Here is a 4918-nt window from a genome sequence, read left to right as displayed (position 1 = left end):
GATGCAACCGCTTCAGTTCCGCGAATGTCGAATTGCATAAGCAGGGAGACGTCACTTCGACATTTCCGTGAAGGCGCAACCCATCTGCGGGTGGCGCATGGCTTTCTGTAAATTAGCTAAAGCTAATTTAAGTGAAAGGTGATATTTTGGAAGCAGCCGGGGCTCCCCCAATACACCCCGCTCCGGTCAGGCCCGGTGGCGGTCCACCCAAAGGAAGGCTACCGGGCCGATCCCTGCAACCAACCGGTGATCCGCTCGTTGATCCCATGCCGGGTTGATCCCCCGGCACTCCAGGACCTGCCCGCTGCCGAGGGGCGGCGGGCCTTTTTTGCCGATTGGATTCAAGCCCGCAGCGATAGCGAAGGCTCCGGCGGATGCCGGAGCCTTCGCGTTTGGTGATCCCGTCAGAAGTGGATCCAGAAGGATCTGCGGAAACATCTGCGGCGCCAAGAACCATTGCGCCAATAGCGACGGCAAACCCGCCTCCACCCGCGTCGGCGACGGCGGCGGTGCCATCTGCGGTGCCGCACGAACTCGACGCCGTCCTGAACATCGGGACCATCCGGGCCGAGAATGTCGTCGGATGGTTTGTCGAGCTCATCGAGAATGCCGGGCCCCGTATCAGGGATGCCGGCCAGGGCGGTGGCAGGACGCGCGATTGCGACGACGGTCGCAGCCCCTGCAAGCCCAAGCATTCCAGTCAGAAACAATCGCCGATCCATGCCAACCTCCATCGTTGATCATTGCGACAAGGGAAGACATAGAGCGGCAGATTGACGCGCCCAGATGCCGAAGAAAATTGGGTCAATCCCCCTGCCGTGCCGGCGGCGGATCTTTTTAGCGGTCTCTGACAATCCACGCGGCCAAATGCGCCTGTTCCCAGGGATCATTCCTCCGACAAGCCGGTCGCCGTTGCGTCCGTTTCAATGCTCACCGGCACGCCCTGGCGCAGGGAGTTGCTGACCGTGGAAATCGCCGCGGCCCTTGTGATGATCTCCGCCGGGTCGGAGCCGTCCAGTGTCGTGCATGAAACCTTCATGATTGACGAGGTCGCGAGCAAAGGCTTGCCTTCGAGGTTCAGCGTGACGGTCACCGCGATCTTGTTGAGCGTTACACCCATTTCCTCGGCGACGTAGCGAAGGTCGTTGCAGAAGCAGCCGCCGATCGCCAGGGCGAGCAGTTGGCCGCCATTGAAGCACAGGCCCATGCCGCCGGCCTTGCCTTCGGGCCGGTCGACGATGATCGTGTGGCCGCCGGCCCAGCCCATGGCGGCTTGCGTGTCCTCCACATTGCGCAGTTCGACGGTCATCGAGACCATTGCGGATGTCCTCCCGGCAGGAGTCGACCAGGCGTCGGGCCTCGTCGACGTAGAGTCATTATGCAGGCGCAGAGGCGACCTTGTCGCTGGGCAACGCCGCCCCCGCCATGTCATCAAGGATCGGACAATCCGGCCTTTCGTCGCCGTGGCAGGCATGGATCAGTTTCTGCAGCGTCGAGCGCATCGACTGCAGCTCGCGCACTTTCTCCTCGATCGCCGTGACATGGGCGGCGGCAATTTCGCGCACGTTCTGGCTGGCGCGGCTGCGATCCTGGTAAAGCGCCATCAACTGGCGGCAATCGTCGATGGAAAAGCCGAGATTGCGCGCGCGGCGCAGGAAGGCCAGCCGGTGGATGTCGTCTCCGGAATAATCGCGGTAGCCGTTGGCGGCGCGCGCCGGGGCGATCAGGCCGATCTCTTCATAGTAGCGGATGGTCTTGGCCGGCAGGCCGGAGCGGTGGGCGGCGTCACCGACATTCATGACGGTTCTCCTCGATTTCCAGGAGCCCATGGAGCAGGCCCCTTGAATTTGCTTCACAATCCTGTGAGTCCTGTTGCCAAAATGCCATAGTGATACGCTTACCGGTACGTCAAGGCAGGCATATAGGCATCGCGCGCTTGGCAAGCAAAGCAAATGCCAGCATGAATGATGATGAGAGAGCGGCCGACTCGTGCCGCCGAAGTTGGGCGGGGCACCGGATCACCTGATGCGCATGAAGTCGTTTGCAATCATCGCCGCACTGGCGCTCTCCACTGCTATCGCCGGTTGCAGCACCATCGGCTCGCAGATATTCTCCAACAACTACGGCGCGGTCACCGACGCAGGTTATCAGCTGCCGCGCATCCCGATCGAGAAAGTGCCGATGAAGTACCATCGGCAGGAAGTGAACTACGACAGCCCGGAAAAGCCGGGCACGATCATCGTCGATACGCAGAACAAGTTCCTCTACTTCATCGAGGGCGACGGAAGGGCCATTCGCTACGGCATCGGCGTCGGCCGCGAGGGCTTCGAGTGGCATGGCACCGCCCACATTGCGCTCAAGCGCGAATGGCCGACCTGGACGCCGCCGAGGCAGATGATCCAGCGCCAGCCGGAATTGGAAAAGTTTGCCGGCGGCATGCAGCCGGGCCTGAAGAACCCGCTCGGCGCGCGCGCCATGTACCTGTTCAACAAGGGCGGTGATTCAGGCTATCGCCTGCATGGCAGCCCGGAGTGGAATTCGATCGGCAAGGCGATGTCGTCTGGCTGCATCCGCCTGATGAATCAGGACATTATCGACCTCTATGACCGCGCCTCGGTCGGCGCCAAGGTCATCGTTCTCTAGAGGCAGTTTTCGTACGCGGACCGTCTAGGCAACAACGGACGTCCCAAGCAGAAAACCGGGCAATTCGGCCCGGTTTTTTGTTGTTTGCGCGATGCGACGCCTGCTCGGTGGTCAGGACACCGCCGAGAACGAGGTGGGAGCCAAGATTTGGTTGGTGATTGTCTCGGTGATCTGGCCGTCACGCTCGGAATCTTCCCGCGCCTGTGTCCAGGCCGGGTCCTTCACGAACGCCGTCCAGCGCTCTTCGCGTTCGGCCAGCGATTCCCATGCCAGCATGTAGGTCAGGTCGTTGTTCGAAGCACCGATCAGCGTGGTAAAGAAACCCGCTTGGCGGATACCGTGCTTTTCCCATAATTTGAGGGTGATCTTGTCGAAGCGATCAAGAAGCGCCGGCAAGCGTCCCGGCAAAGCCCGGTAAACCCGAAGTTCGTAGATCACTTTGGAGTTCCTTCTGATCGATGCGCCGGAAGCGAAGAAATCGGACCAGATGGTCAGTGGGGTAGAATCATCAAAGGGGCGTCAGGAGACCTGTTCGACCTGCTGCACTTCCGGCACGAAATGGCGCAGAAGGTTCTGGATGCCGTGCTTCAGCGTCGCCGTCGATGACGGGCAGCCGGCGCATGCGCCCTTCATGTGCAGGAACACCGTGCCATTCTCGAAGCCGCGGAAGGTGATGTCGCCGCCATCCTGGGCGACCGCCGGACGCACCCGTGTATCGAGCAGTTCCTTGATGGTGATGACCAGCTCCTCGTCGGCTTTGTCGTAGAACTCACCGGTCTGGCTGGTCTCGGCGGCCGGGCCGGCCTTGGCCATGACGGGCGCGCCGGACATGAAATGCTCCATGATGGCGCCGAGGATCGCCGGCTTCAAATGCTGCCAGTCGGGGCCATCCTTGGTCACGGTGATGAAGTCATAGCCGAAGAAAACGCCGGTGACGCCAGGAATTTCGAACAGCCGGCCGGCCAGCGGCGAGGCAACGGCGGCGCTGTCGGCATCGCGGAAATCGGCGGTGCCTTCCAGAAGCACTTCCTTGCCGGGCAGGAATTTCAGCGTCGCCGGGTTTGGCGTCGATTCGGTCTGGATGAACATGGCCGTCTCCGTGCCCGTTTGGGCATCTAGTTTGGAACAATTCTAAATAGGCTCAATTGGCTGGACATTCAAGCGAAACGCATCGTCGGAACAGCTGGCTGGCGGAATGTTTTTCCGCGCCCATCATCGGACCGGCATCACCTGAAGAGCAGAATCTCAGGCCAGGCTGTCGATTTCCTCGTCCGACAGGTTCTGCGGCACGACAGTCACCGGGATCGGGAAGGCGGCACCCTTGCCGGCCACGGCGCCGACCAGTGGCCCCGGGCCTTCCTTGCCCGCACCGGCGGCCAGCACCAGGATGGCGATGTCCTGGTCTTCCTCGATCAATTTGTGGATCTCTTCCGTCGGCTTGCCTTCGCGCACCACCATCTCGGGCTCGATGCCGAGCTTCTGGCGCACCTTGTTGGCATAGCTGTCGAGCGCGGCGCGCGCCGTGGCGTTGGCTTCCTCGCGCATGATCTTCTCGACACCCAGCCAATGCTGGAAATCGTCCGGCACGATGACATAGAGCAGCACCAGCGTGCCGCTGGTGCTCTGCGCCCGTTTCGAGGCGTAGGCGACGGCGCGCTCGCATTCCGGCGTGTCGTCGATGATCGTCAGGAATTTCCTGCGATGGCCGGCTTCGCGGCTGAGGCGTTTGGAGACCATGTCTATCTACTCGGTGTCTTGCGGCGCAATCTGCCACTGCGGGGGACCGGCGGCAAGCCGCCGGCCTTGTGCCAGTGCACCCGATGTCGCGATCAGCCCTGCAGCAGGCCGATAATGTCGCGCACCGTCTTCATCGTCGCTTCGGCCAGCACGCCGGCGCGCTCGCCGCCATCCTTGAGCACCGCGTCGACATAGGCGCGGTCATCCGAAATGCGGCGCATCTCGCTGGCGATCGGCGCCAGTTTTTCCACTGCAAGATCGGCCAAGGCCGGCTTGAACACGGAAAACTGCTGGCCGGCGAATTCCTTGAGTACATCCGCCTTCGATATCTCGGCGAGACCCGCATAGATGCCGACCAGGTTCTCCGCCTCGGGCCGGCCGGCCAGGCCGTCCAGCTCGCTCGGCAACGCTTCCGGGTCGGTCTTGGCCTTGCGGATCTTCTTCGAGATGTCGTCGGCATCGTCGGTCAGGTTGATGCGCGACAAATCCGACGGGTCCGATTTGGACATTTTCTTGGAGCCGTCGCGCAGCGACATGA

7 protein-coding genes and 1 pseudogene are annotated in these 4918 nt (G+C 61.9%); 2 read left to right on the top strand and 6 right to left on the bottom strand.

The genetic code is table 11. The features are described 5' to 3' along the window. The first annotated feature begins 374 nt into the window (after nt 1-374). Nucleotides 375-740 (top strand): hypothetical protein, encoded by a 366-nt coding sequence (locus EN939_RS38580; protein ID WP_164752309.1) that lies wholly within the window; start codon nt 375-377, stop codon nt 738-740. Nucleotides 741-886: 146 nt separating this feature from the next. Here EN939_RS38580 and EN939_RS20800 read toward each other — a convergent pair whose 3' ends face one another. Beyond that, on the bottom strand, nt 887-1318 hold the full coding sequence (locus EN939_RS20800; protein WP_127269478.1) for an OsmC family protein: 432 nt from the start codon (nt 1316-1318) through the stop codon (nt 887-889). 58 nt (nt 1319-1376) lie between these two features. Continuing rightward, nucleotides 1377-1799 carry a Cu(I)-responsive transcriptional regulator gene (cueR, locus tag EN939_RS20795; RefSeq protein WP_127269477.1) on the bottom strand — a complete coding sequence of 141 codons (423 nt, stop codon included), beginning with the start codon at nt 1797-1799 and terminating at the stop codon, nt 1377-1379. Nucleotides 1800-2025: 226 nt separating this feature from the next. On the opposite strand from cueR, the gene EN939_RS20790 reads away from it, so the two are divergent. Beyond that, nucleotides 2026-2643, top strand: a complete 618-nt coding sequence (locus EN939_RS20790; protein ID WP_127269476.1) for a L,D-transpeptidase — start codon at nt 2026-2028, stop codon at nt 2641-2643. Nucleotides 2644-2754: 111 nt separating this feature from the next. Here the strand turns inward: EN939_RS20790 and EN939_RS20785 are convergent, their stop codons facing one another. The 4 genes and pseudogenes from EN939_RS20785 to EN939_RS20770 form a co-directional block, all read right to left on the bottom strand. Then, nucleotides 2755-3081 (bottom strand): NIPSNAP family protein, encoded by a 327-nt coding sequence (locus EN939_RS20785; RefSeq protein WP_127269475.1) that lies wholly within the window; start codon nt 3079-3081, stop codon nt 2755-2757. An 81-nt stretch (nt 3082-3162) separates the two neighbouring features. After that, nucleotides 3163-3732 (bottom strand): NifU family protein, encoded by a 570-nt coding sequence (locus EN939_RS20780; RefSeq protein WP_023811631.1) that lies wholly within the window; start codon nt 3730-3732, stop codon nt 3163-3165. A gap of 156 nt (nt 3733-3888) precedes the next feature. Then, nucleotides 3889-4380 (bottom strand): universal stress protein, encoded by a 492-nt coding sequence (locus tag EN939_RS20775; RefSeq protein ID WP_013528063.1) that lies wholly within the window; start codon nt 4378-4380, stop codon nt 3889-3891. Nucleotides 4381-4472: 92 nt separating this feature from the next. Then, nucleotides 4473-4918: pseudogene (locus EN939_RS20770) on the bottom strand (tryptophan--tRNA ligase); the annotation flags it as partial.

This window comes from Mesorhizobium sp. M7A.F.Ca.CA.002.05.1.1, assembly GCF_003998335.1.
Classification (GTDB): Bacteria; Pseudomonadota; Alphaproteobacteria; order Rhizobiales; family Rhizobiaceae; genus Mesorhizobium.
This window is presented reverse-complemented; position numbering and strand designations above follow the sequence as displayed.

Bases quoted from the DNA above. Each gene is read 5' to 3' on its own strand.
- EN939_RS38580 (WP_164752309.1), top strand. From the start codon at position 375: ATGCCGGAGCCTTCGCGTTTGGTGATCCCGTCAGAAGTGGATCCAGAA.
- EN939_RS20800 (WP_127269478.1), bottom strand. From the start codon at position 1,318: ATGGTCTCGATGACCGTCGAACTGCGCAATGTGGAGGACACGCAAGCC.
- cueR (WP_127269477.1), bottom strand. From the start codon at position 1,799: ATGAATGTCGGTGACGCCGCCCACCGCTCCGGCCTGCCGGCCAAGACC.
- EN939_RS20790 (WP_127269476.1), top strand. From the start codon at position 2,026: ATGCGCATGAAGTCGTTTGCAATCATCGCCGCACTGGCGCTCTCCACT.
- EN939_RS20780 (WP_023811631.1), bottom strand. From the start codon at position 3,732: ATGTTCATCCAGACCGAATCGACGCCAAACCCGGCGACGCTGAAATTC.
- EN939_RS20775 (WP_013528063.1), bottom strand. From the start codon at position 4,380: ATGGTCTCCAAACGCCTCAGCCGCGAAGCCGGCCATCGCAGGAAATTC.